This window comes from Mycobacterium sp. DHQP2018-32-09 (assembly GCF_058148405.1).
In genome coordinates this window covers 46,105-68,229 of record NZ_JBYVYK010000023.1, presented here as the reverse complement: position 1 = coordinate 68,229, position 22,125 = coordinate 46,105, and the positions used below count along the sequence as shown (strand labels likewise).

The following is a 22,125-nucleotide window of genomic DNA, read 5'->3' as shown; positions in this document are numbered from 1 at the left end:
CAGGAAGTACCCGAAGGCCCCCCGATCACACGAGCGTGAGGAAACGCGCACTACTGGGCCGCCCGCACCATAGGACCTGAACTCCGGTTGAGATCAAGCCTCGGTATTCTCGGCGGTCTGGGGCACCGGGGCCAAGGTGTGGTGTCCAGGAGGATTGCTACCGCACGATCAGCGCCAGGTTCCACGCCACCAGGGCTGCGAGCACAGCCATCTGCGGCCACGGTCGCCACGGTGCGGCCTGGATCGCGTAGGACATCTCCTTGAGTGGCGACGTCGGCTCCGGTGCCTTCTCGTCCGGCGGCACTGACTCGTGGAACCGGTGAAAGTACAGCTGGATCAACGTCGCTCCGATCCACAACCCGCCGAGGAAGCTCACGGCTTCGACGCCGCGCCACAGCAGCAGCACGCACAGCGCCACCGTGAACCCCAGCAGTACTCGATCGGAGGTGTCAGTGGCCGAGGGCCGGTCGCCGTATTGCCTGTCCAAGGCTGCCCGCCGGGTGCGATAGGGGAGCGCGAAGAAGGCGAACTTCACGACGATGTGCACGCCCAGCAGGGCCACGACGACGGTGCTGACGGTGTCGAGCATGACGTCAGGGTGCGCCCCGCGGGACCGTCTCGGTGGTGACTGAACGGGTCACGGCGTGTCGTCCAATCGGCGCGGCCGCGGCGGCCGGCCGTGACCTCGCGCCCTCGGCAGGCCGGGCGACGCGCGCTCCCATCACGCCGGGCGGCAAATCCTCAGGTAATCGAGGAACGACGCCTGCAGGCCGGTGACGTGGGTCTCGCGCAGAATCTCGCTGGTGACCTGCTCGCGATCGGACAGTCGGTGCACGATGGCGGCCGTGTTCTTCCCGAGGGACCGATAGACGGCCAGGTTTCCCAGCAGTTCTCGGCTGTTCATCGTCACGTGCAGTTTGCCCGCTGGCTCGATGTCGTCGATTTCGTTCAGGAGAGCGAAGATTCGGCTGTCATCGGCGACGACTCCGGGGCTGCCCGCGCCGATGCTGTCGAACAGGCGGGTTCCGCTGAGCCAGGCGTACAGCGCGAAGAGTCCGCCGTAGGAGTAGCCGAAGAGCCCGTGACCGGAGCTGGCCGTGCCGACGTCGCGTTCTATTCGCGGGTGCAGTTCCGCGGTGACGAAGCGCAGGAATTCGTCGGCGTGGGTGTCGCGCAGTTCGGCGAGGTAGGCGTCGGCTTCGTCGCGTGTCCTGGTGCCCGCCTCGAGGCTCATCTCGACGGCGTCGATCAGTTCCCGAGAGACCGGCTCGCCCGGAGGGACGAAGTCGCGGTTGCGTAGCCGATCCCAGTCCTCGGCAGCGTCGCCCGCATAACCGATGCTGACCTGGACGTAGGGCTGGATCTTCTGCAGGGGATCGAGCTGGGTGACGATCAGCGGCGCCGTCAAGCCCACGGCCCAATTGCCGTCGAGCACGTAGACGACCGGTAGCGGCGCGGGGGCGCGGCCGAAACCTGGCGGTGTGGTCACCCACAGCCCGTAGTCACGTCCGCCGCTGGAGCGCATCTCGAAATACTCGGTGTCGGGGAGGCAGCCTTGCCACATCGAGGCCATCGAAGATCCTTTCGGCTCGGCCGATGACGCGACGTGGCGCGCTCGGCTCGTGGTGTCCGTCGGGCGCCATTCGGCGAGTGGGCGCTGTTTATCCATTGGACAATTACTTTCCAATGGATAAAATACGCCCATGGTGCTGTCAAGCTCGGAACGCCAGGGGGACGCGCGAGAGCGACTACTGGCTCGGCTGCTGGATGCCTTCGGAAACGACCTACCCTCACCGGACACGTCGCTTCGGGAAATCGCCGGCCGGGCCGGAACCAGTCACGCTCTGCTGCGGTACCACTTCGGGTCGCTGCCCGGTGTCTTGGCGGCCATGCTCTCGGTGCGGCGATCCCGCGACAACCAAGCGCTCGCGAAGAGCGCCGAGCAGGGCACCTTCGACGACTTCGTCCTGGCGATCTGGCGCCGGTACACCCGCCCCGCTCAGCTGGCTCGCACCCGCGGCTTCTTTCACGTCGTCGGGCTCGCCGCGTATGCTCCGGACGGCTTCCGGGAGTTCGTCGACTCCCTCGGGGATCTGACCGCGGTGCTGGCGTCCCTTGCCGAACGCGAGGGGCACGACGGCAAGACGGCCCGGGACCTGGCCACCGTCGCCATCGCCGCCCTACGCGGGTTGCTCCTGCAGGAGATCCTCGATCCGACAGCCGATCTCGAGGGCGCGGTGGCGCTGATCCGGCGACTGAGCGACGAATCCCGCAGTCCAGGGGTCACCGCGGGTTGAGCGCGTCGGCCTCCCGGACGAAGTGCACGAGGCGTCGGGGGAGCGTCCCCCGGCGACATCACGTCGGTGGCGTGGCTCGTCCCGCGACGACGTCGCGCAGTTGCTCACCATCGGCCAGGCGCCGGATGTTGGCCGCCACGTCGTCGGCACGGCGACGGAACGTGTCGGTGGTGATGCCCGACGAGTGCGGTGTCATCACGACGTTGTCGAGTTCGGCGAAGGGTAGGTCGCTCGGGGCCGTCGGCGCCGACCGACCAGACGGGTAGCGGTACCAGACGTCGATCGCGGCGGCCTTGATCACGCGTTCGCGGAGCGCGTGATGGAGCGCCCGCTCGTCGACCAGCGGTCCCCGGCCTACGTTGATCAGCACGCCGTCCGGGCCGAGCGCTTCGAGCTGCGAGGCGCCGATGAGTCCCGTCGTGGCGGGCGTCAACGGCGCCGAGACCACGACGACGTCGCTCTCGGCCGCGAGGTCGTCGAGGCGCGATACGTCGGCGGCCCAGGCCAATCCGTGCCGGGCAGCGTCGAGCCGCCCCGATCCGGTGATCGCCGCACCGGACGACCCGAACGTACGGAACGCCTCCCAGACGCGGGTGCCGATGTGTCCGAATCCGACGAGGCCCACTCGGCAGTCGCTCAACGCGGGCAGTTGCGCGAGGGCACCGTCGTAGACCGACGTGGCCCAGATACCCCGCCGCAGCGCCCGGTCCTGTGCCAGGAAGTCCCGGCGCAGCAGGATCGCCGTCGCCAGGACGTATTCGGCGATCGATCGCTCGTGGCCGAAGGTGTTGGCGACGAGCACCCCTTCGGGCAGTGCGGTGAAGTCGATGCGGTCGGTGCCTGCGCCGAAGACGTGCACCAGGCGGAGTTGGGCGGCGGCCGCGGCCATCTCCGCGGTGAACCGGCCGCCGACGAAGACGTCCGCGGTGGGCAGCGCATCGGCCAGGGTGTCGGTGGCTCCCGCGCACCAGGTGACCCGTGCGCCGGCAGGCAGACCCGCGAGGAAACGGTCGCGATGCGGCTCGAGGTTGGCGTCGGCGACGACGATCTTCACGACGTGCGTTGCAGCGCAGGCCGCTTGGGATCGAAGGTCCAACCGGGGATCAGGTATTGCATGGCGGCCGCGTCGTCCCGCGCGCCGAGTCCCTCGGATCGATACAGCTGGTGCGCCGCGGCCACGGCGTCCTCGTCCAGTTCGATGCCCAGGCCCGGGGCGTCCGGCACCTCCAGGTAGCCGTCGACGATCGGGTACGGCCGATGGGTGATGCGTTGACCGTCCTGCCAGATCCAGTGCGTGTCGATGGCGGTGATGTCTCCGGGTGCTGCGGCGGCGACGTGGGTGAACATGGCCAGTGACACGTCGAAGTGGTTGTTGGAGTGTGAACCCCACGTCAGGCCCCAGGCGTCGCAGAGCTGCGCGACGCGTACCGACCCGCTCATGGTCCAGAAGTGCGGGTCGGCGAGTGGGATGTCGACGGCCCCGGAGCGAATGGCATGGCCCATCTCCCGCCAGTCCGTGGCGATCATGTTGGTCGCGGTGAGCAGTCCGGTGGCCCGCTTGAACTCGGCCATGACCTCGCGACCGGAGAAGCCACCCTCCGGGCCGACGGGGTCCTCGGCGTAGGCCAGGACGTCGCGCAGTTCGCGGCACGTCGTGACGGCGTCGGCGAGCAGCCAACCGCCGTTCGGATCGAGCGTGATGCGGGCGTCGGGGAATCGGTCCGCGAGGGCGATCACGGCCTTGGCCTCGTCGGCGGCGGGCAGGACGCCGCCCTTGAGCTTGAAGTCGCGGAACCCGTAACGGTCACGTGCCGCCTCGGCGAGCCGAACCACCGCTTCGGGGCTCAGCGCTTCGTCGTGGCGCACCCGGAACCAGTCGTCGGCGTCCGGGGCCTCGTCGGCCGCGGAACGGTACGCGAGATCGGTCCGGCTGCTGTCGCCGACGAAGAACAGATAACCGAGCGCCTGCACCCGGCTGCGCTGCTGGCCGTCGCCGAGCAGGGCGGCGACCGGCACCTCGAGGTGCTGTCCGAGCAGGTCCAGTAGCGCCGATTCGATGGCGGTGACGGCGTGCACCGCCACCCGCAGGTCGAAGGTTTGTGCGCCGCGGCCGCCGGCGTCCCGATCGCCGAACGCGCGCCGCACGTCGCCGAGGACGGCATGGTGGTCACCGATGCTGCGACGCTCGACGATGGCGCGGGCATCCTCGAGTGTGCGCGTGATGGACGCGCCGCCGGGCACCTCGCCAACGCCGGTGCGGCCCTCGGAGTCCCGCAGGATCACCAGGTTGCGGGTGAAGAAGGGACCGTGCGCACCGCTGAGGTTGAGCAACATGTCGTCGTGCCCGGCGATGGGGACCACGTGCATCTCGGTGACTCTCGGGGTGCGGTTCGCGGTGCTCATGGGTTCACCCTACGAGCGGGCGACGATGCGCGTCCAACACCCAAAAGGCATGGTTCGATACCGCATGTGCATGGTCTGGGACACGGTGGAATACGGCGCGTCATCGGCCAAACCATCTGTCGCCGTTGGCGATCGGACGAAGAACGCGGGTGATCTTGTCGCCGGCGGCGCACAGTGCCTCGACGATGTCGGCCTGCCGGCTGGGCGTCAACCGGGCAATCGGCACGGAGGCGCTGATGGCGTCCTGCGCGGGCTGGGCGTAGCGCAGGGTGACCGCGAAACACCGCACGCCAACGGTGTTCTCCTCGTCATCGGTGGCGTAGCCGCGCACCAGGGCGGTCTCCAGCGATGCGTCCAGCGCGGCGCGGTCTGCGACGGTGCTCGGGGTGAGGGCCACGAAGTCGTGCGGTACGTGCCGATCGCGTTCGGCACCGAACCGATCGGCGAGCAGCGCCTTGCCCAGCGCGGTGCCGTATGCCGGCAGTCGGCGTCCGACGCGGTTGGCCGTGCGCTGGTACTGCCGCGACTCGCGGGTCGCCAGGTACACGACATCGGTGCCGTCGAGTCGACCGAGGTGGAAGGTCTCGTCGAAGTCGCGCCGCAGTTCGTCGAGAAACGGTGTGATGATCGGCAGGTACGGGTCGCTGTCCAGATAGCTCGTGCCGACCAGCAGCGCCCGGATGCCGATGCCGTACCGGGTGCCCGCGTCGTCGGTGCGCACCCAGCCCTCTCCCATCAAGGTGCGGAGGAGGGCGTGGGCGCTGCTTCGGGGAACGTCGAGCGCTTCGCTGATCTCGCGGATGCTGGCGGGATCCCGCTGTCGGCTCGCGAGGTATTCGAGCAGCGCCACGGTGCGGATCGCCGACTTCACTCCCGCCCGGGAGGACGGGTCGTGGATGCCGTGCACCGCGGCGTCCGGTGTCGAGGTCATCTCGGCTCCTCGGGGTCGTCGACGTGGTGGGTGGTCATGGCGTACCGACGTGTTGGACGATCAGCAGCGCGGCCCCAAGGCCCGAGATCGCGATTGCGGTCCATCGCTGCCGCCGTGGCGTGAGAAGTCGGTTCGCCCAACGAGACACGACATACCCGGCAAGGGAGGCCGGCGCCAGCAGGGCGAACCAGCGCACCGTGTCCGCACCGATCGAGCCCGTGATCGTCAGCACGGCCATCGACATCAGCGAGCCGACCAGGAAGAAGCCGGCCATCGTGCCGCGCAGTTCCGGGCCCGAGTGGCGCTGCCACACCAGTGCCATCGGCGGTCCACCGATCGAGGTGGCGGTGCCGAGAAGTCCCGAGGTCGCTCCGGCGAGCACCAGCGTGCGGCGACGGGGCAGCGGTACCCAGCCGCTCCCGGTCAGGACCGTGCCGCCCAGCACCACCGCGGCGATCGTCAGCGCGAGGGCCCGCTCCGGCAGAGCGGTCAGGAGCAGGGCCCCGGCGACGGTGCCAGGAACGCGGCCGAGCAGTGCCCACCCCGCGCCGGACAGGTCGATCGCCGTGCGCTCGCGAATCACCACCAGCAATGTCACCATCGTGGCGAGCATGATGAGGGTGCCGGGAATCAATCCCGGGTCGACGAGCGCCACCACCGGTGCGGCCAGCATGCCCATCCCGAAGCCGATCGACGCCTGTAGGCAGGACGCCATCAGGATGGCCGCCGCGACGACGGCGTACGCACCGACACTCATCGACGTCGCACATTCCCCTCGAACCCGTCATGCACTGCGCGAGAACGTCGCCTGGTCACCGGTCAGGGGGTGGTGGCATTCCGCGGCGTGGCCCTCGACCTCGACGTCGAGGGTCGTCGGCGGTCGCTGGTCGGCGCACACGTCGGTGGCACGCCAGCAGCGGGTGCGGAAGCGGCAGCCCGACGGCGGATGGAGGGGCGACGGCACCTCGCCCGACAGCAGGATCCGCTCACCGCGCTGCGCCGCATCGAGTTTCGGCGCGGCCGCCATCAGGGCGGCCGTGTAGGGATGGCTCGGTCGGTCGAACACCGCATCGGTGGGTCCGGACTCGACGATGCGGCCGAGGTACATGACGGCGACACGGTCGGCGACGTGGCGCACCACGGACAGGTCGTGGCTGATGAAGACGTAGGAGATCCCCAGCTCGGTCTGAAGGTCGTTCAGCAGGTTGAGGACCTGTGCCTGCACCGAAAGGTCGAGGGCCGACACCGGCTCGTCGCAGATGATGACGTCGGGATTGAGCGCGAGCGCACGGGCGATGCCGATGCGCTGCCGCTGACCGCCGGAGAATTCCTGCGGGTACTTGCCGGCGGCCGTCGCACCCAATCCCACCATGTCGAGCAGCCCGCGGACGCGCAGTTCGCGGTCGCTCTTCGAGCGGAACAGCGTGCGGTGCGTGCGCCACGGTTCGGCGATGATCTCACCGGCGGTCATCCGGGAGTTGAGCGAGGCATAGGGGTCTTGGAAGACCATCTGGACGCGGCGCCGGAACGTCAGCAGGTCCTTGCCTCGCAGCGCGAACGGGTCGATGCCGTCGAAGTCGACCGTGCCTGCGTCGGGGCGTTCGAGCATCATCAGGGTGCGGGCCAAGGTGGACTTGCCGCAGCCGGATTCGCCCACCAGCCCTAGCGTCTCACCTCGGCGCAGGTCGAGGTCGATACCGTCGAGAGCCCCCAGCCGCCCGCCGGGAACCCGGAAGGACTTCGACAGTCCGCGCACGGTCAGCAGGGACTCAGTCATGGGTGACCTCCTCGGGAAAGTGGCATGCCACATGGCGATTGCCGACGGGTTCCAGGGCGGGGCGTGCGGTACGGCACACGTCGGCGGCCAGCGCGCAGCGGGCCTGGTAGACGCAGCCCCTGGGGATGGATCGGAGGTCCGGCGGCGCGCCGCCGATCGACTTGAGGTGGGCGCCGCGCTCGGCGTGCACCGGCACCGAGTCCAGCAGGCCACGGGTGTACGGGTGTTTCGGGTCGGCGAACACGTCGGCCACGGCGCCGGTCTCGACGACGGTGCCGGCATACATCACCGCCACCCGGTCGGCCTCCTCGGCGACGAGGGCCAGGTCGTGGGTGATCAGTACGACGGCCATGTCGTATTCGGTTCGCAGGCTCTTCAGTAGAGCCATGATCTGCGCCTGCACGGTGACGTCCAGAGCGGTGGTCGGTTCGTCCGCGATCAGTACGCGCGGGTTCAGCGCCACGGCCATCGCGATCAGCAGACGCTGCCGCATGCCGCCGGAGAATTGGTGCGGGTAACTGTCGAGGCGCTCCTCGGGTCGTGGGATGCCCACTCGCGCCATCAATTCCACCGCCTTGCGCTTGGCCTCCTTGGCCTTCATGCCGTGATGGATGCGGAACGGCTCGGCCAGTTGGGTGCCGACGGTGTAGAGCGGGTTCAGCGCGGTGAGCGCGTCTTGGAACACGATGGCCAGTTCGGTACCGGCGACCTGCCTACGCTTCTTGCGGTCGGCCGACAGCAGATCGAGCGTCTCGTCCCGGCCGGCGAGATCGGCCCGTCCATCGGTGATCTCGGCGACCGGCTCCAGGAGGCCGACGAGGGCGGTGGCGGTCATCGACTTGCCGCATCCCGATTCGCCGAGCAGCGCCAGGGTTTCGCCGCGGTGCGCCGCGAAGGACACGTGATCGACGGCGCGCACGGTGCCGGTCACGGTGCGGATGTCGACGGTGAGCCCTTCGACGCGGAGCGCGGGCTGGGGCTCGACGTGGTCTGGGCGGGGACGTTCGGCGACGGCGGTCATGGGGTGGCCTTTCGCGGCAACGGACTCGGTGGCGGACATCAGATGGCCCTGCCCGACTTGGTGAACCGGGTCAGTCGCTTCTGCGGGACGGTGAGGCGCCAGCGCTGCGCGGGATCGGTGGCGATGCGCGCCCACGCGGCGAGGATCGTGGCCGACACCGTGGTGACGACGATCGCCAAGCCCGGGAAGAAGGACAGCCACCAGGCGGAGTGCAGGTAGGTGCGACCTTGGGACACCATCAGACCCCAGCTCACGTCGGGCGGCTGAATGCCGATGCCCAGGAAGCTCAGCGACGATTCGGCGAGCATCACGTAGCAGAAGTCCAGGGTCGCCACGGTCAGCAGCGTGGGGAGCACGATCGGTAGGACGTGCCGCCCGATGATGGCGCGCCCACTGGCTCCGAAGGTGCGTGCGGCGTCGACGAACACCCGGCTGGACAGTTCTGCGGATTCGGCGCGCGCGGTGCGCAGGTACACCGGGATGCGCGTGAGCGCCAGTACGGCGACGATGTTCGCGGCACTCGGCGAGAAGACGTAGAGCACCACGACGGCGAGCAGGAGCGAGGGGAAGCTCATGATGACGTCGGCGACGCGCATCGCCAGCGTCTCCCGCCAGCCGCGGTGGTAGCCGGCCCACATCCCGATCAGCGAGCCGATGACACCGGAGATGACCACCGCCGGGATGGCGACCGAGAGCGTCGTCTGGCAGGCGACGACGAGCCGGGCCAGCATGCTGCGACCCAACGGATCGGTCCCCAGGACGTTGGCCCATCCGTGCGTCAACGTGAACGGCGCCTGATTCGAGTTGTCCAGGTCGATGCGGGTGGCGAGGTCGCCCATCAGCCACGGCCCCAGCAGGGCGGTCACGAACACCAGGCCGAGCACCACCGCGGCGGCGACTGCCACCCGGTCGTTGACCAGCAGCCGCCACCAGATGGCGCGGCGCGACGTCGTGCGGGTGGTCTCGGCGGTGTCGCCCGGGTCGCCCACGATGGCGGTGGTGGGCTTGACCGGTACCAGGTCGATGTGTGTGCTCACGTCGAAGGGTCCTCTCGTCCTAGACCGTGGCGGGTTCCCGGACGCGGGCGTCCAGCAGCGCGTAGCAGGCGTCGATGAAGATGTTGAGTAGGAAGATGCTGACGGCGGTGAGCAGCACCGCCGCCTGCAGCACCGCGAAGTCGCGCTGCAGGATCGCGTCGATCATGAGCTTGCCGATGCCGGGCCAGCCGAAGATGGCCTCCACGACGACGGCTCCGTTGATCAGTCCCACCGTCAGGTCGCCCGCGACCGTCAGCGCCGGAGCCGCGGCATTGCGCAGGGCGTGGTGGCTGACGACGCGGAAGTCGCTGGCGCCCTTGCTGCGTGCCAACCGCACGTACGGCGCCGACAGTGCGGAGACCATGGCCCCGCGGACCACCTGGGTGAGCACGCCCAGTGGGCGGATCATCAGCGTGGCGATCGGGAGGATCCAGGACAGCACGCCGGCCTCGGTACCCGATGTCGGCAGCCAGCCAAGGAGAACCGCGAACAACCAGACACCGGTGATGGCGAACCAGAAGTCCGGGATGCTCGCGGCGGTCATCGACAGCAGGCTGGAGAACCGGTCGGCCAGCGAGTTGGGCCGGTAGGCGGCCCAGCAGCCGATCACGACGGCGCCGACGATGGCGAGCAGCATGGTGGCCAGCGCCAACTGCAAGGTGGCGGGGAAGGCGCGCAACGCCATCTCCGATGCCGATTGACCCGTGCGCAGTGAGGTTCCGAAGTCGAGATGGACCACGCCGCGGAAGTAGTCACCCAGCTGCGTCAGGAGCGGCTGATCGAAGCCGTTCTTCGCGGCGAATGCCTCCCGCTGGGCCTCGGTCGCGGATTCCGGGAGGTAGAGGCTGGTGGGGTCGCCGGTGAGCCGGGCGAGGAGGAACACCCCGAGCAGCACGATGATCAAGGGGATGGCGCTGGTGTACATCCGGCGCCGGACGAACGAGAACATGGGCTGGTGTCTCCTCGGGGGTTAAGAGGCGGCGGCCGGGTCGCCCGGGCCGGTCGAGGACTTGGTCATCTCGGAGAGCCGCATCTCGTCGCCGGTGGCCGAGTTGGGCGTGTAGTCGACGCGCTGGGACTTGCCGAGGATGCCCTTCATGTGGGCGATGTAGGCCATCTGCATGATCTCGCGCGGTTCGTCGGCGAACAGCTGCGCGAACGCGTCCTGGCGGGCCTGGCCGGTGAGGGCTTCCGCGGCACGGATCTTGGTATCGAAATCTGCTGTGCCATAGGCGCTTTGCGGTCCATCGCTCAACATGTACTGGTCCATCGTGAACGCCGCATCGCCGGCCTGATTGCCGTGCATGATCATCAGCAGGTAGGGGCCGGGGTTCGGGGGAAACGGCCGCAGCTGGTACTGCAGCTGGCCCGCGGTGTCCATCATCTCGATCTTGACGTTGAGACCGATCTCGGCGAACTCACTCTGCAACACCTCGGCGGTCTCGGCGATCTTCGGGAACTGCGCGGTGCGCGCGATCAACCGAATCTGCCGGTCGGTGGGCACGCCGTCGGCCTTGGCGTCGGCGATGAGTCGTTTGGCCTTGTCGACGTCGTGCGGCCACAGCGGCAATTGCTCGTTGTAGCCGACGACACCGGACGGGATGAGCTGGCTGGCCGGTTCACCGAGGCCGCGGAACAGCGCCTTGACGATGCCGGTGCGGTTGACCGCGTAGTTGACGGCCTGACGCACGCGGATGTCGTTCAGCGGCGCCTCGGTGGCCTGCATGCGCAGGGCGGTGGTCTCGTTGTTCTGGAACGGCACGCCCAGATCGCCTGCGCCGTCCTCGGGTCCGAGCCCGGTGGCGATGTCCGCCTCGTCGTTGGTGATCATCGCCGCGCGCACGCTGCCCTCACTGCGCCACTGGTATTCGGCGCGCGCGAAGGTGGGCGCGGGGCCCCAGTAGGTGGGATTGCGAGCCAGGACGAGCTTCTGTCCGTACTCCCACTGGGCGACCTCGTACGGGCCGGTGCCGATGGGTTCGCGGACCTTCTCGGTCATGCTGGTACCGCGCGGCACCATTTCCACGAACGACAGCCGCAGCGGCAGAATCGGATCCGGCGTCGTCGTGGTGACGGTCAGCGTGGTGTCGGTGGGCGCGGCGAGACGCAGTTCCTCGTCGCCGAAGACGTATCCGTCGACGTTGCACTGCAAGTCGGAGTTCACGGCCCGGTCGATGGCGTACGCCGCGTCGGCGGCGGTGAACGGCGCGCCATTGGAGAACGTGACGCCGGTGCGCACGTCGAACGTCCACTCGGTGGGTGAGGTCTGCCGCCACCCGGTCGACAGGAGTGGCTGGAGGTCTCCGGACGTGGGGTCGCGTTCGATCAGTGGCTCGGTGATGTTGGAGCGCACGACGATGCCGGTGGACGTCAACGAACTCTCGCACGGCTCGAGCGTCGGCGGTTCCTGCTGCAGGACGATCCGCAACGTGTCGGGGTCGTAACCCGCATGCCCCGAGTTCGCCACCGTGCAGCCGGATGCGATGAGGCAGGCTCCGGTGACCGCCAGCGCGGCGGTCGTGGCGCGGCGGAGCTGGCGCGGCGCCACCGAGCGCTCATCTGCGGCCATGGGTTCCTCCAGTCGAAGAGTGACGTCCACGTATGTGGATGGCGTCTGTGACGGTAGACACACCGTAGGAGGGGCCTGGAAAACCCGTCAACCCACCGCACGTGGGCCGAAACGACCCTTCGGCGTTCGCCGAGATCGTCGCGACGACCGATCGAAATGCCTTCTGAACTGGGAGGACTCCGAACGGCGCGGTGTTCCGATACCCGGTTGTGGTCGTCGTGAGGCTGTTCATGCAGCTTCGGCATCAACCGATGCCATTTCCGAGTTGGACGGGTATCCGCAGGTCCCCATACCGTGGTGGCGACCCGAGGAACCCCCTCGACCCGCCACCAGGAGGCACCACACGCCATGACATCCCACTCCGGGGGCCGCGTCCTCCAGGTCGGTCCGCTCAAGCCGTCACTCGCCGCGACGCTGCGCACCGACTACGACGCGTTCGAACTCCCCGACGCCGAGCCCACCCGTGCGACCTTCCTGGCCGAGCATGCCGGCGCGGTTCGCGCCGTGGTGACCTCTGGGCGCACCGGCGTGGACGCCGCGTTGATGACGGCCCTGCCCAACCTCGGCGCCGTGGTGAACTTCGGCGTCGGTTACGACACCACCGACGTCGACGCTGCGGCCGCGCGCGGAATCGGCGTCAGCAACACCCCAGACGTGCTGACCGACTGCGTCGCCGACACCGCGGTCGGGTTGCTGATCGACGTACTGCGGCAATTCAGCGCGGCAGACCGCTTCGTGCGCGCCGGCCGTTGGCCGGAGGAGGGCGCCTACCCCCTGACCCGTCGGGTCTCCGGCCGTCGCGTCGGCATCATCGGACTCGGACGCATCGGCAGCGCAATCGCCCACCGGCTCAACGCCTTCGGTTGCGTCATCAGCTATCACAACCGTCGGCGTGTCGACGCGTGCCCGTACGAGTACGTGGACTCCGCGGTGGAACTGGCGCGACGTGTTGACGTCCTGGTGGTCGCGGCGGCCGGTGGCAGCGGCACCCGCAAACTGGTCGATGCCGCCGTTCTCGACGCCTTGGGCCCCGACGGCCATGTCGTCAACGTCGCGCGGGGCAGCGTGGTGGATGAAGCCGCACTCGTCGAGCGCCTCGTCGACGGGCGACTTGCCGGGGCGGGGCTCGACGTGTTCGCCGACGAGCCGAACGTGCCCGCCGAACTCTTGGAGATGGACAACGTGGTGGTGCTACCTCACGTCGGCAGCGGGACCGTGGAGACCCGCGCCGCCATGGAAGCGTTGACGTTGCGCAACCTCGACGAGTTCCTCGCCACCGGGCGGCTCGTCACCCCCGTACTGCAGCCGGCCACCCGGGTCTAGCGGCGTCAGCTCGGGACGACGCCGTCGACCAGGTCGTCGGTGGTCCACTCGCGGGACGGCAGCACGTCGCGCAACAGTCGCAGCAGTGCCGGGTTGGTGGTGTCGCTGCGCCACACCGCGTCGAGTTCGACGGGTCGTTCGCGGAAGGCGCCGATGGTCCGGAACTCGACGCCCTCGGGGTGCAGTGTGGCGGCCGACGCCGGCACCAGCGCGATGCCGATTCCGGAGCGCACCAGGACCAGCATGGTGTGCACCTGAGTCACCGTCTGCACGTAGCGCGGCGTGGCGCCGGCGATGGTGAACGTGCTGATCAGCAGCTCGTTGAAGTAGCGCGCCTGGACCGGGGAGTACATGATGACGTCCTGGTCGTCCAGGTCGTTGAGCGTGAGCTGGCGCTCGAGCGCCGTCAGCGGGTGCCCGGTGGGCAGCGCGGCGATGAGCTGCTCGTGCAGCAGCGGCCGGGACACCAGCCCGGGCCGCTTGAGCGGGGGGCGGGCCACGCCCAGATCGAGTTCACCGGTCATCAACCCTTCGATCTGGGCGGCGGTCACCATCTCGCGCAGGTCGAGCTTGACGTCGGGAAGCTGTTGCCGGGTGGCCTCGAGCAGTGGGGGGAGCACGGCGTGCGCGGAAGCGGCGGTGAAGCCGATGACGACGGTGCCGAGATCGCCCGCCGGGACGCGACGCACCGTCTGTGCCGCTCCCTCGGCGAGCTGCAGGATGCGGCGCGCGTCGGGCAGGAACGCCACGCCGGCCGGCGTCAGGGTGACCGTCCGGGTGGTGCGGTCGATGAGCTGGACGCCGAGTTCGGCCTCGAGTTGTTGGATCTGCCTGCTCAGGGGCGGCTGTGTCATGTGCAGTCGCTCCGCGGCGCGGCCGAAGTGCAGTTCCTCGGCCACGGCGATGAAGCACGACAGTCGCGCCAAGGAGAACACGCCCACTCCAATGCGGCTCGGGTATCAACGAGGCCGTCGAGGTCGACGACCCGGCATCAGTGTAGGGCGGCGTTCCTCACCAGCGCGGGCCGTTCGCCGTGAAGGTCGGGTCGACGGTGCGCATGTATCCGGTGTCGTCACGGTCGCGGATGCCGCAGCGGACGTACTGCTCGTGCAGGACGGCCAGGGCCTCCTCGTCGATCTCGACGCCCAGCCCCGCGGTGGTCGGCACGGCGACCGCACCATCGCGCACGGCGAGCACGCCGGGCTTGACGACGTCGTTGACCGCGGCCACCTCCTTCCACGGCCAGTGCGTGTCGCAGGCGTAGGTGAGGTTGGGCGTCGCGCCGGCCAGGTGCACCATGGCCGCCAGGCTGATGCCGAGGTGCGAGTTGGAGTGCATGGACAGGCCGAGGCCGAAGGTGTCGCAGATCCCGCCGAGCAGCTTCGAGCGCTGCAGACCGCCCCAGTAGTGGTGGTCGGACAGGACGACCTGGACGGCGTTGCGCCGAACCGCGGGTTCCAGGTGGTCGAAGGCGACCACGCACATGTTCGTCGCCAACGGCATCGGCGACTGTCCGGCCACCTCGGCCATGCCGTCCAGGCCGGGCGTGGGATCCTCGAGGTATTCGAGGATGCCTGCCAGTCCGGAGGCGACCTTGATCGCGGTCTGCGGTGACCACGCGGCGTTGGGATCCAGCCGCAGTGGCACGCGGGGGAACGCGGCCGCGAGGGCCTCGATGGCTGCCATCTCCTCGTCGGGCGGGAACACCCCGCCCTTGAGCTTGATGGCCCCGAAGCCGTACTCGGCGACGATCCGTCGCGCCTGCGCGACGATGCCGTCCGGATCGAGCGCCTCGCCGAACTCGTCGGGTTCGGCGCCGGGGTGTGCGGCCCACTTGTAGAACAGGTACGCACTGAAGGGGACGGTGTCGCGCACCGCGCCGCCGAGCAGATCGGAGACCGGCCGGCCCAGCACGTGGCCCTGCACGTCGAGGCATGCCACCTCGAATGGGGACAGCACCTGATCGACGGCGCTGGCCGACGTGATCATCCCGGCCGTCCCGACCGCGGCGTCGTCGCCGCGGAGCCGCGCGGCGATGGTGGCGCGAATGGCGTTGAGGGCGAACACGTCCAGGCCCCTGATGGCGTCGGCCGCCGCCGTCAGCCGCGCGAGATGACGGGTGTCGGCGTACGTCTCACCGAGACCGACCAGACCCGCGTCGGTGTCCAGCTGGACGATCGCGCGCAGGGCGTAGGGCTGGTGCACGCCGACGGTGTTGAGCAGTGGAGGATCGGCGAATGCGACGGGCGTGATGCGTGCTCCCGTGATGCGGATGGCCTCCGGCATCAGCGCACGGCCGCCAGCTGCTCGGCGATGACAGCCCGTCCGGCGGCGATGATGCGCCCGAGCGCGGCGCGATCATCCGGCGTCGGCATGACCAGAGGCGCACGCACCGGACCCGCCTCGATGCCCTCCATGGCCACGCCCGCCTTGACCAGGGACACGGCGTATCCCGGTACGGTGTCGCGCAATCGGACCAGCGGGTGGAAGAACTCCCGCAGCAGTGCCGCCACCAGCGTCTCGTCGCCGCGTTCGAGCGCCCCGTGGAACGCGAGTGCCAGCTCGGGGGCGAACGCGAAGGATGCCGACGAGTACAGGGTGACGCCGATCGCGCGGTAGGCCTGCTGGGACACCTCGGCGGTGGGCAGGCCGTTGAAGAACTGGAACGGCTTGCCCGACGGCGCCAGGGCGTCGGTGACGGCACGCACGATGCGGGCCACCTGATCGACGTCCCCGGTGCCGTCCTTGAAGCCCACGACGTTGGGGATGTGGGCGACCTCGACTGCCGACGCCTCGGTGTAGCGGGCGTTGGCCCGGTTGTAGACGATCACCGGCAGGTCGGTGGCCGCCGCGACCTCGCGCGTGTAGGCGATCAACCCGGCGGCGGGCATGCTGACGAGGTAGGGCGGGAGCAGCAGCAACCCGTCGGCGCCGGCCTCGGCGGCGGCGCGGGCGAAGGCCTTGGCCTGCGCCACGGATCCGCCCGTCCCGGCATACACGGGCACGCGGCCGCCGGCGACCTCCACGGCGGTGCGCACCACGCCTGCGAACTCGCCGACCTCCAGCGCGTGGAATTCGCCGGTGCCGCAGGCGATGAAGACTCCGCCGGGGCCGGCGTCGACACCCCTGGCCACGTGTTCGGCCAGCGCGGTCAGGTCGACGTCACCCTGCTCGGTGAACGGGGTGACGGGAAAGAACAGGACTCCATCCAAGGATGCAGCGGACATGGCGATCTCCTCGCTTCGGGTTTGGGGGACTCAGTCCCTGGTGAGTTCGCCGTCGATGCGGCGCCAGATGCCGTCGGGATTGCCGTTGGCGATAGCGCTGGGCAGCAACGAATTCGGCACGTCCTGATAGGCGACGGGGCGCAGGAAGCGCTCGATGGCGCGCGCGCCCACCGAGGTGGTGCGTGAATCCGACGTCGCGGGGTGTGGTCCGCCGTGCACCATCGCGTGACCGACCTCGACTCCGGTCGGCCAGCCGTTGAACAGGATTCGGCCCACCCGGGTCTCCAACGTGGGAAGGAGGCGGCGTGCGGCGTCGTGGTCTGCCTCGTCGGCGTGCACGGTCGCGGTGAGCTGCCCTTCCAATCCGGCGGCGACGCGGTTCATCTCGTCGGCGTCCAGGCACCGCACGACCAGGCTGGAGGATCCGAAGACCTCGGCCTGCAGCACCTCGGAGGCCGCGAACGTCGTGGCGTCGGTGGTGAACAGCGCCGCCTGGCACGCCGTGGGGCTGTCGCCGACGATGCCGCGGGCCACCAGCTGGGCCTCGTCGGACAGCGCGGCGACGCCGGTGGTGTAGCTCTGTGCGATCGCCGGGGTGAGCATCGGTGTCGCGGCGGCCGCGCCGAGCGCCTCGCGCGCGGCGGCGAGGAAGGCGTCGAGTCCGGGCCCGTCGATGGCGACGAGGAGTCCGGGGTTGGTGCAGAACTGCCCGGAACCCATGGTGAGCGACGCCACGAACGCACGTCCGAGGTCGGCGCCGCGGGCGGCGAGGGCGCCGTCGAGCAGGAACACCGGGTTGATGGAACTCATCTCGGCGTACACCGGGATGGGCTCGCGCCGCCCAGCGGCTGCTGCGACGAGAGCCATTCCGCCGGAACGGCTTCCGGTGAAGCCCACCGCCTTGATCCGGGGATCGGTGACCAGTGCGGTCCCCAGGGTGGGCCCGGAACCGAACAGCATCGAGAAGGTGCCCGCGGGCAGCCCCTCGGCGGCGACGGCGTCCGCGACGGCACGGCCGACCAGCTCTGAGGTGCCGGGGTGGGCGTCGTGCGCCTTGACGACGACGGGGCAGCCTGCGGCGAGTGCCGAGGCGGTATCGCCGCCGGCGACCGAGAAGGCCAGCGGAAAGTTGCTTGCGCCGAAGACGGCGACCGGCCCAAGTGGTACGGCACGCTGGCGGATGTCGGGGCGCGGCAAGGGGGTCCGCTCGGGCCGGGCGGGGTCGACGCGGGCACCGTTCCAGCTACCTTCGCGCAGCACGGCGGCGAACAGTCGCAGCTGACCGGTGGTGCGGCCGACCTCGCCGGTGAGGCGCGCCTCGGGCAGGCCGGTCTCGGCGTGGGCGCGGGCGACGACGGTCTCTGCGATGGCTTCCAGGTTGGCGGCGATGGCCTCGAGGAAGCGGGCACGCCGATCGGCGGTGGTGGCGCGGTACGGACCGAATGCCTCGGCGGCGGCGGCGCAGGCGGCCGCCACGTGGGTGTCGTCACCGTGGCGGTAACCAGGATCGAGGGTCGTGCCGGTGGTCGGATCGTAGCCATGGATCTGGGACCCGGTGCCGGTGACCAGCGCGCCGGCGATGAGCATCTGTCCGGTCAGGTGGGCGGTATCGGCCATCGTTGCTGTCACACCCGCAACGCTAGGGCGCCGTCCGATACGTGTCCAAGACCGATTTGGCCACCACCGATGCAATGGTTGCATCAATGGCCGGGCGTTCCTCGGCTGAGCGGCAGAAAAACGCCAGTTCGCGGATGGTCGCACCCAGAGAGATGCCAGCCTTCGTCGGTAACCTGACGCATCGGTAAACGCCACGGGAGGTCGATCGGTGCGTCGCGCGTGGCTCCGCGTTCTCGCCGTGGCGTGCCTGGTGATCGCCGGTGGCACCGGTTGCAGCAGTACCACGCCGCCGCAGGCCGATCGCCCGGGATTGCTCGCCGCGCCGCCGATGGGCTGGAACTCGTGGGACTCCGGCATCGACCTCACGGAGGGCAACGTGGAGTCGGTCATCGACGCCATGGTGTCGTCAGGCATGCGTGATGCCGGCTACCGGTACGTGGATCTCGACGCCGGCTGGGCAGCGCCCAGGCGCGACGACCGGGGCCACCTGGAGCCCGATCCGGGGCGATTTCCCCACGGCATCGCCGCCGTCGCGGACTATGCCCATCGGCGCGGGATGAAGCTGGGCATCTACGCCAGCCCCTACGACGAGGGATGCAGTGCCGAACCGGCCTTGGCGAGCGTCGGCCACGAGGACCAGGATGCGCGTGACTTCGCCGACTGGGGTGTCGATCTGCTCAAGTACGACTGGTGCCGATCGGAGTTCGACCACGCGTCGGCCGTGACCGTGTTCAGCCGGATGGGGCAGGCATTGCACGCCACCGGCCGACCGATCGTGTACGCCATCAATCCCAACAGCTCCGGCGACCCGACGGCCGGCGTGCGCTACGACTGGTCGGGCATCGCCGACATGGCGAGGACGAGTTCGGACCTGGTTCCCGTCTGGCGCGAGTCGGTGCCGCCCGTCGGTCCGCTCGACCCGCTGGCGCTGCATTCGTACCTCGGTGTTCCCGAGGCCTTCGCCACCGCGACGACGGCGGTCCAGCCGAGCAGACCCGGGTTCTGGTCCGACCCGGACATGCTGGTGGTGGGGCTCGGCTGGGACCGGTTCGTCGCCGCGCACTTCGCGGGTCTGCGGGCAACCTACACCGAAGGTGCCGTGCCGCAGGGCGACGAGCAGGCCCTGCAGCGGCTCGCCGCGCTACCCGACCCCGATCTCTTCCGGGAGCTGACGCGACAGCCCAACCTCACCGAAGACGAGCAGCGGGCGCACTTCTCGCTCTGGGCCATGCTGTCGGCGCCCCTGATCGCGGGCAACGACGTGCGCACGATGAGCGCCGCCACGCGTGACATCCTCCTCAACCGCGACGTCATCGCCGTCGACCAGGACGCCGCCGCCGAACCCGTACGACCCACGGCGCCAGGCAGTTCCGTGCTGATCAAACCGTTGTCGGATGGCTCGGTGGCGGTGGCCTTCGTCAACCTCCGCGATACCCCGACGACCGCCGACGCGATGCCCGACGTGCTGGGCCTGCCGAAGGCGTCGTGCCACGCCGTGCGAGATCTGTGGGCACACACCGAGACCACGTCCTGGGGGCCGATCTCCGGTGGCACCGTGGCGCCGCACGGGGTGAACCTCTTTCGCGTCGCCCCCGGGTGCGGTTGACGGAGCGTCGGCACGGGATCACCGGATCGAACCTGCCGATTTCAGGATAACCCGAGGTCGAGGGCTTGTGGCAAGACCCCGGTGGCGCGGCATACTGGCCCGTCCCACCAGCACGGCAGAAGGATCTCGATGTCAGGATCGCTCGACGACGGCCCGTTCTTCCACGGCACGATCGCAGACCTCGGGGTAGGCGAGTACCTCACCGCGGGTCGTCGGTCGAACTACCGTCCCGAGATCGTGATGAACCACGTCTACTTCACCTCCCGCATCGACGGTGCCGGTCTCGCGGCGGAGATCGCCGTGGAACTCGCCGGGGGAGACCGCGTTCCGAGGGTCTACCAGGTGCAGCCCACCGGTCCGTTCGAGGACGACCCGAACGTCACCGACAAGAAGTTCCCGGGAAACCCCACGCGATCCTTCCGCAGTGCCGCTCCGTTGCGGATCGTCGCCGAGATCACCGAATGGACGCGACTGACGCCCGAAGAGCTGCACACCTGGCGGGATCGGCTGTCGGTGCTGCTGGCAAGCGATGGCGGTCAGATCGTCAACTGACGTACACCGACGAGACCGCCCACGAGGCAATCGGATTCCACGGCACCGGCGCGATCGCAAGGGTCGAGAATTCGGGCCAGAACGGTCGTACGCTCTATTCGATGCTCGACCGATCGGAGATCCGCTTCCTGCCGCTGGGCGCCCGTCGCCTGGCCTACGAGTTGCGGGGAGGGGGTCCCCCGCTCGTCGCGCCGGCGTGGTGGGTGAGTCACCTGGAACTCGACTGGCAGATGCCGAACGTCCGGCAGTTCTGGGAGCGTGCCGCGGTCGACCACACCCTCGTCCGCTACGACAGGCTCGGCGTGGGCATGTCGGACCGCGCCGTCCGCGACGACGACCTGACACTCGACGGCGAGGTCGCCACGCTTCGGGCGCTCCTCGACGAGCTGGACGTCGACCGGGTCTCCTTGATCGGCGGCTCGTCGGGAAGCTGCACGGCCGTGGCGTTCGCCGCGGCCTTCCCGGAACGCGTCGAACGGCTGGTGCTCTACGGCTCGTACGCCAACGGTGCTGACCTGACGACGCCGCGTGTCGCTCGTGCGGTGCTGTCGGCGGTCGACGCCCACTGGGGACTGGGCTCGCGGCTCCTCGGTGACGTCTTCCTCAGCGGCGCCGCCGCGGCCGATGTCGAACGCTTCGCCCGGGTGCAGCGCGAGGCGGCGACAGCGCAGACCGCGGCAGCCGTGCTGCGCATGGTCTACGGCCTCGACGTCCGCGAGTCGTGCACCCGGGTCGTCGCGCCGACGACCGTGTTGCATCGTCGCGGCGATCGGGCGGTGCCGTACGCGCTCGGCCGCGAGGTGGCCGCACGGATACCCGGCGCGGTCCTGGTTCCCCTGGCCGGGCGCTCGCACTTCCCGTGGTACGGGGACGTGAATTCCGTTGCCCGCGCCTGTCGCCGGGCATTGGCAGCCGACGGACGGGCCGCGGCCGGGGCGCACACCGAGTCGACGACACTGTCGGGTCGCGAACGCGAGATCCTCGCGTGCGTGGCCCGCGGACTGGGCGATCGCGAGATCGCCGAGCAGCTCTCGCTGAGTCCGCACACCGTGCATCGGCACGTCGCCAACGTCCGCACCAAGCTCGGCCAGTCGTCGCGGGCGGCAGCGGTGGCCGAGGCCGTGCGCCTCGGATTGCTGTGAGATGGCCCGTATCGGCCATCTCGCGATGACTGGCCGTGCTCGGCGATGCGGGCGGCGACGACCACCTCCTAGCGTGCATCCATGACCGACACCGCATCCGTGCACCCGCCCGCCGCCCCCGCGGCTGCGCCCAACCCTCGTTGGCTCCGCGTCATGGCCCTGGCGTACGACCCCTTCCTCTGGCTGGGCGAGATCGCCGGAATGCGTCGCCGGCGCCGCGCATTGGTGGCAGACGCGCGCGGCCGCGTGCTGGAGATCGGGGCAGGCACCGGATTGAACGCCGCGCACTATCCGGACACCGTGGACGACCTCCTGATGACCGAACCCGAACCCGGGATGCGCCGCAGGCTCGCCCGGCGCCTCGCCCGGCACGCACTCCCGGCACGGGTGATCGCGGCACCCGCGGAGCGTCTGCCGTTGCCCGACGCCTCGGTCGACACCGTCGTCTCGACTCTGGTGCTCTGCACGGTCACCGACCCCGAGGGCGCGCTGCGCGAGATCGCGCGGGTCCTTCGACCCGACGGCCAGGTGTTGTTCATCGAGCACGTCCGTGGCTCGTCGAAGCTCCTCGCCGCGTGCCAGGACATCCTCGTGCGGCCGTGGCGGGCGTTCGCGGGCGGTTG

The 22,125-nt window shown here is 69.6% G+C and carries 21 protein-coding genes; 6 read left to right on the top strand and 15 right to left on the bottom strand.

Annotation, left to right across the window (positions count from 1 at the left end; translation table 11 throughout):
- Nucleotides 1-157: 157 nt before the first annotated feature.
- Together AC30CM_RS13300 and AC30CM_RS13295 are read right to left on the bottom strand one after the other, a co-directional pair.
- Nucleotides 158-589 carry a hypothetical protein gene (locus tag AC30CM_RS13300; RefSeq protein WP_490117350.1) on the bottom strand — a complete coding sequence of 144 codons (432 nt, stop codon included), beginning with the start codon at nucleotides 587-589 and terminating at the stop codon, nucleotides 158-160.
- Between the two features lie 132 nt (nucleotides 590-721).
- A complete protein-coding gene (locus tag AC30CM_RS13295) occupies nucleotides 722-1,705 on the bottom strand; it encodes an alpha/beta hydrolase (protein ID WP_490117349.1) in 984 nt (327 codons plus the stop codon).
- Here AC30CM_RS13295 and AC30CM_RS13290 point away from each other — a divergent pair.
- Nucleotides 1,704-2,297, top strand: a complete 594-nt coding sequence (locus tag AC30CM_RS13290; RefSeq protein ID WP_490117348.1) for a TetR/AcrR family transcriptional regulator — start codon at nucleotides 1,704-1,706, stop codon at nucleotides 2,295-2,297. The genes AC30CM_RS13295 and AC30CM_RS13290 overlap by 2 nt on opposite strands.
- A 58-nt stretch (nucleotides 2,298-2,355) precedes the next feature.
- Here the strand turns inward: AC30CM_RS13290 and AC30CM_RS13285 are convergent, their stop codons facing one another.
- The 9 genes from AC30CM_RS13285 to AC30CM_RS13245 form a co-directional block, all read right to left on the bottom strand.
- Nucleotides 2,356-3,351 (bottom strand): 2-hydroxyacid dehydrogenase, encoded by a 996-nt coding sequence (locus AC30CM_RS13285; RefSeq protein ID WP_490117347.1) that lies wholly within the window; start codon nucleotides 3,349-3,351, stop codon nucleotides 2,356-2,358.
- Nucleotides 3,348-4,700: an enolase C-terminal domain-like protein gene (locus AC30CM_RS13280; protein WP_490117346.1), complete on the bottom strand. Its 1,353-nt coding sequence runs from the start codon at nucleotides 4,698-4,700 to the stop codon at nucleotides 3,348-3,350. The genes AC30CM_RS13285 and AC30CM_RS13280 overlap by 4 nt, the downstream gene beginning before the upstream one ends.
- Before the next feature lie 100 nt (nucleotides 4,701-4,800).
- A complete protein-coding gene (locus AC30CM_RS13275) occupies nucleotides 4,801-5,631 on the bottom strand; it encodes an IclR family transcriptional regulator (protein WP_490117345.1) in 831 nt (276 codons plus the stop codon).
- A 34-nt stretch (nucleotides 5,632-5,665) separates the two neighbouring features.
- Nucleotides 5,666-6,388, bottom strand: coding sequence for a sulfite exporter TauE/SafE family protein (locus tag AC30CM_RS13270; RefSeq protein WP_490117344.1), 723 nt, complete (start codon nucleotides 6,386-6,388; stop codon nucleotides 5,666-5,668).
- 27 nt (nucleotides 6,389-6,415) lie between these two features.
- Nucleotides 6,416-7,408: an ABC transporter ATP-binding protein gene (locus tag AC30CM_RS13265; protein WP_490117343.1), complete on the bottom strand. Its 993-nt coding sequence runs from the start codon at nucleotides 7,406-7,408 to the stop codon at nucleotides 6,416-6,418.
- Entirely contained in the window at nucleotides 7,401-8,429 is a 1,029-nt protein-coding gene (locus AC30CM_RS13260; protein ID WP_490117342.1) for an ABC transporter ATP-binding protein, read from the bottom strand. The genes AC30CM_RS13265 and AC30CM_RS13260 overlap by 8 nt, the downstream gene beginning before the upstream one ends.
- Before the next feature lie 38 nt (nucleotides 8,430-8,467).
- Nucleotides 8,468-9,466: an ABC transporter permease gene (locus AC30CM_RS13255; RefSeq protein ID WP_490117341.1), complete on the bottom strand. Its 999-nt coding sequence runs from the start codon at nucleotides 9,464-9,466 to the stop codon at nucleotides 8,468-8,470.
- 19 nt (nucleotides 9,467-9,485) lie between these two features.
- Entirely contained in the window at nucleotides 9,486-10,415 is a 930-nt protein-coding gene (locus tag AC30CM_RS13250; protein ID WP_490117340.1) for an ABC transporter permease, read from the bottom strand.
- 21 nt (nucleotides 10,416-10,436) lie between these two features.
- Nucleotides 10,437-12,035, bottom strand: coding sequence for an ABC transporter substrate-binding protein (locus AC30CM_RS13245; RefSeq protein WP_490117339.1), 1,599 nt, complete (start codon nucleotides 12,033-12,035; stop codon nucleotides 10,437-10,439).
- Nucleotides 12,036-12,383: 348 nt separating this feature from the next.
- Here AC30CM_RS13245 and AC30CM_RS13240 point away from each other — a divergent pair, with 348 nt between their 5' ends.
- Nucleotides 12,384-13,358: a 2-hydroxyacid dehydrogenase gene (locus AC30CM_RS13240; RefSeq protein WP_490117338.1), complete on the top strand. Its 975-nt coding sequence runs from the start codon at nucleotides 12,384-12,386 to the stop codon at nucleotides 13,356-13,358.
- A gap of 5 nt (nucleotides 13,359-13,363) precedes the next feature.
- Here AC30CM_RS13240 and AC30CM_RS13235 read toward each other — a convergent pair whose 3' ends face one another.
- The 4 genes from AC30CM_RS13235 to AC30CM_RS13220 all read right to left on the bottom strand — a co-directional run bounded on the left by AC30CM_RS13235 (nucleotide 13,364) and on the right by AC30CM_RS13220 (nucleotide 18,214).
- Nucleotides 13,364-14,293, bottom strand: coding sequence for a LysR family transcriptional regulator (locus AC30CM_RS13235; protein ID WP_490117337.1), 930 nt, complete (start codon nucleotides 14,291-14,293; stop codon nucleotides 13,364-13,366).
- Nucleotides 14,294-14,369: 76 nt separating this feature from the next.
- The gene (locus AC30CM_RS13230; protein WP_490117336.1) at nucleotides 14,370-15,644 is read right to left on the bottom strand and encodes an enolase C-terminal domain-like protein; all 1,275 of its coding nucleotides are present in this window, start codon (nucleotides 15,642-15,644) and stop codon (nucleotides 14,370-14,372) included.
- Complete coding sequence (locus AC30CM_RS13225; RefSeq protein ID WP_490117335.1) at nucleotides 15,644-16,585, bottom strand: 5-dehydro-4-deoxyglucarate dehydratase; 942 nt, start codon at nucleotides 16,583-16,585, stop codon at nucleotides 15,644-15,646. Before AC30CM_RS13225 ends, AC30CM_RS13230 begins: the two co-directional genes overlap by 1 nt.
- Nucleotides 16,586-16,615: 30 nt before the next feature.
- Nucleotides 16,616-18,214 (bottom strand): aldehyde dehydrogenase (NADP(+)), encoded by a 1,599-nt coding sequence (locus AC30CM_RS13220; RefSeq protein WP_490117334.1) that lies wholly within the window; start codon nucleotides 18,212-18,214, stop codon nucleotides 16,616-16,618.
- Between the two features lie 196 nt (nucleotides 18,215-18,410).
- Here AC30CM_RS13220 and AC30CM_RS13215 point away from each other — a divergent pair, with 196 nt between their 5' ends.
- The 4 genes from AC30CM_RS13215 to AC30CM_RS13200 all read left to right on the top strand — a co-directional run.
- Nucleotides 18,411-19,808 carry a glycoside hydrolase family 27 protein gene (locus AC30CM_RS13215; RefSeq protein WP_490117333.1) on the top strand — a complete coding sequence of 466 codons (1,398 nt, stop codon included), beginning with the start codon at nucleotides 18,411-18,413 and terminating at the stop codon, nucleotides 19,806-19,808.
- Between the two features lie 129 nt (nucleotides 19,809-19,937).
- Nucleotides 19,938-20,360, top strand: a complete 423-nt coding sequence (gene arr, locus AC30CM_RS13210) for an NAD(+)--rifampin ADP-ribosyltransferase (protein WP_490117332.1) — start codon at nucleotides 19,938-19,940, stop codon at nucleotides 20,358-20,360.
- 101 nt (nucleotides 20,361-20,461) lie between these two features.
- Nucleotides 20,462-21,502, top strand: coding sequence for an alpha/beta fold hydrolase (locus tag AC30CM_RS13205; RefSeq protein ID WP_490117331.1), 1,041 nt, complete (start codon nucleotides 20,462-20,464; stop codon nucleotides 21,500-21,502).
- An 81-nt stretch (nucleotides 21,503-21,583) separates the two neighbouring features.
- A partial coding sequence (locus tag AC30CM_RS13200) for a class I SAM-dependent methyltransferase (protein ID WP_490117330.1) occupies nucleotides 21,584-22,125 on the top strand: 542 nt, incomplete at its 3' end.